This window comes from Janthinobacterium sp. ROICE36 (genome assembly GCF_002869965.1).
In the GTDB taxonomy this organism is placed as follows: Bacteria; Pseudomonadota; Gammaproteobacteria; order Burkholderiales; family Burkholderiaceae_D; genus Janthinobacterium.
In genome coordinates this window covers 1-1,908 of record NZ_PEBS01000162.1, presented here as the reverse complement: position 1 = coordinate 1,908, position 1,908 = coordinate 1, and the positions used below count along the sequence as shown (strand labels likewise).

General features: G+C 52.4%; 1 protein-coding gene. It reads right to left on the bottom strand.

The genetic code is table 11. The annotated features are described in order from the left end of the window. Positions 1–909: 909 nt before the first annotated feature. Positions 910–1,443 carry a sigma-70 family RNA polymerase sigma factor gene (locus CSZ94_RS27195; protein WP_146009924.1) on the bottom strand — a complete coding sequence of 178 codons (534 nt, stop codon included), beginning with the start codon at positions 1,441–1,443 and terminating at the stop codon, positions 910–912. Positions 1,444–1,908: the final 465 nt, after the last annotated feature.

The window sequence follows — 1,908 nt, the reverse complement described above, 5'->3', positions numbered from 1 at the left end:
CCCAAAAAGGAGATAAATATCGACCCATCGTGACCGCACCCACTACAATTTAACCGCGTAACACCATCTCATGCGCAGGTGGGCGCGATAGACCGGAATGGGTGGGCACGTTCACCGAAATACGCACCATGTAACCGCTGTGTAACCCGGCTTTATCAATCAAACCAGAAGGGACTGCGGCCTGTCGCACCATGCACAGGCGATCAAAGAGCCAAAAAGGGCTCTTATCGAATACATCGCATGCAAAGGTACGACGCCCTTCTCTCAAGCACCAAGAACGCGCCGGATAGCCTCTACGGGCCAGGCCAGGCGGCCGTTCACACGAACCGGTCGCAGAGGTCCATTTTCGGTGGACGCCCATACCCGCAATGTCTGCGGTTTTCTTCCCAAGTGGTAAGCAGCACATGCGGTGTCGACATGTGTCCGCCGCTCTAGGTCAAGCGGCATAAAGCCCAGCCAAGATTGAGAACCCGTCATCTGTTGTTGTACTGCATGCGGTTGTTGCTGATCCATCCATCGCCTCGAAATTTAAGCGTCGAACAACAGGCCAACCTTCAATGGTCAGCGCCACATTGTCCGGCACATGTCCGACAACGCCAGGGTACTGCCCCAGCCCGAGAATACTGTTCCGTATCGACCCGCCTCTGATGCGCAGTCAATACGCAAGCTCCTTTCGGCGCTTGTCCCCCACCCGGCTTCAGGCGCCGGGCACAACTGTCATGCGGCCTCCTGCATCGCGCTACCGGTAAAAACGACAGGTCATTGGTAGCGCAACACCGGTTTTTCATATTCAGAGATGGGGACGGCAAACATCGTCCCGGCCATTTAGCCTGACTCATGTTTCAGGCCGTCACAAGACTGGCCTGAATCGGCGAGGAGCTTTGTGATGAGGAGAACAGGCGCTGTTGATCAACTACAGCAAGCTAGCTCCACGCAAAATTGGAACCGTTCCGGGATCGTTTTCTTTTCGCGTATCTGCTGCAGCATTTGACGAACGCGGCGTGGTGTAACGCCTAAAATCAGTGCAAGGTCAGAGGTAGTCTTGCCGCTTATAAACCGTGCGACTGATAGCATCATGGCTACAGTACGCTCATCCGCCGGGAACGTTACTTCTTCGCTATCGTCGTCGGTCGGCATAGTCATATTATCAATCAACGCGCGTGTATGTTCGCCAATGATGTCATCACGATCGAGTGAGATCGCGAAAGTGTGAGCACCGATTTCTCTCCGCATTTGCTTTTCCCAATACCCGAAGACGAACTGGGGTAGCGTGCCCCTCGTTGGGTCGAACTTCTTACCTTTGTCCAGAATGATGAGACTTGTAATTTGGCAGCCTTCTTTCCAAGAAACTCCATATTTTGCCGATTTGGCTTTGATCTGGTCCAAGTGTTCTTGAGGGAACGTGACAGCAAGATGGGCTAATTGGTTTGGGATAAAAGACATGCTTTCCTTCTCTAGCAATACAGGCTTAACTAAGATTTGACGGAAGCTCTGTGCGACTAGAAGAGAACTTTCCCCTTCACCCCGGTCGTACTCGGGCAAACCTTTGCACATGCACAAGCGAAAAAAGCCATGGAGCAGTACACGGCATGCTTCGGACAGAGGCAAGAATTTGGGGAGAGCTATGAAAGCGAGGCGTCAGAAAGAAAAACTGTCGAAGAAAGGAGGAGATGCGTGGCACAAAAGACGCGGCGCCCCCAAAACAATTCTAAATAGGCTGATGAAGCGGTGCGGAGAATACGCCAATTCATGGGAGCGCGACTCCTCGAGAGTCCGAACCATGCTGTGGTCTAATTTGCCCGGACACCTCGATAGGTGGAAAATACACCATCTGAGGAGTAATACATGGCAACAAGAAAACGGAAGACATTCGACCCTAGCCTGAAGCTGGAAGTGGTTCGAATGATC

Bases quoted from the DNA above. Each gene is read 5' to 3' on its own strand.
- CSZ94_RS27195 (WP_146009924.1), bottom strand. From the start codon at position 1,443: ATGTCTTTTATCCCAAACCAATTAGCCCATCTTGCTGTCACGTTCCCT.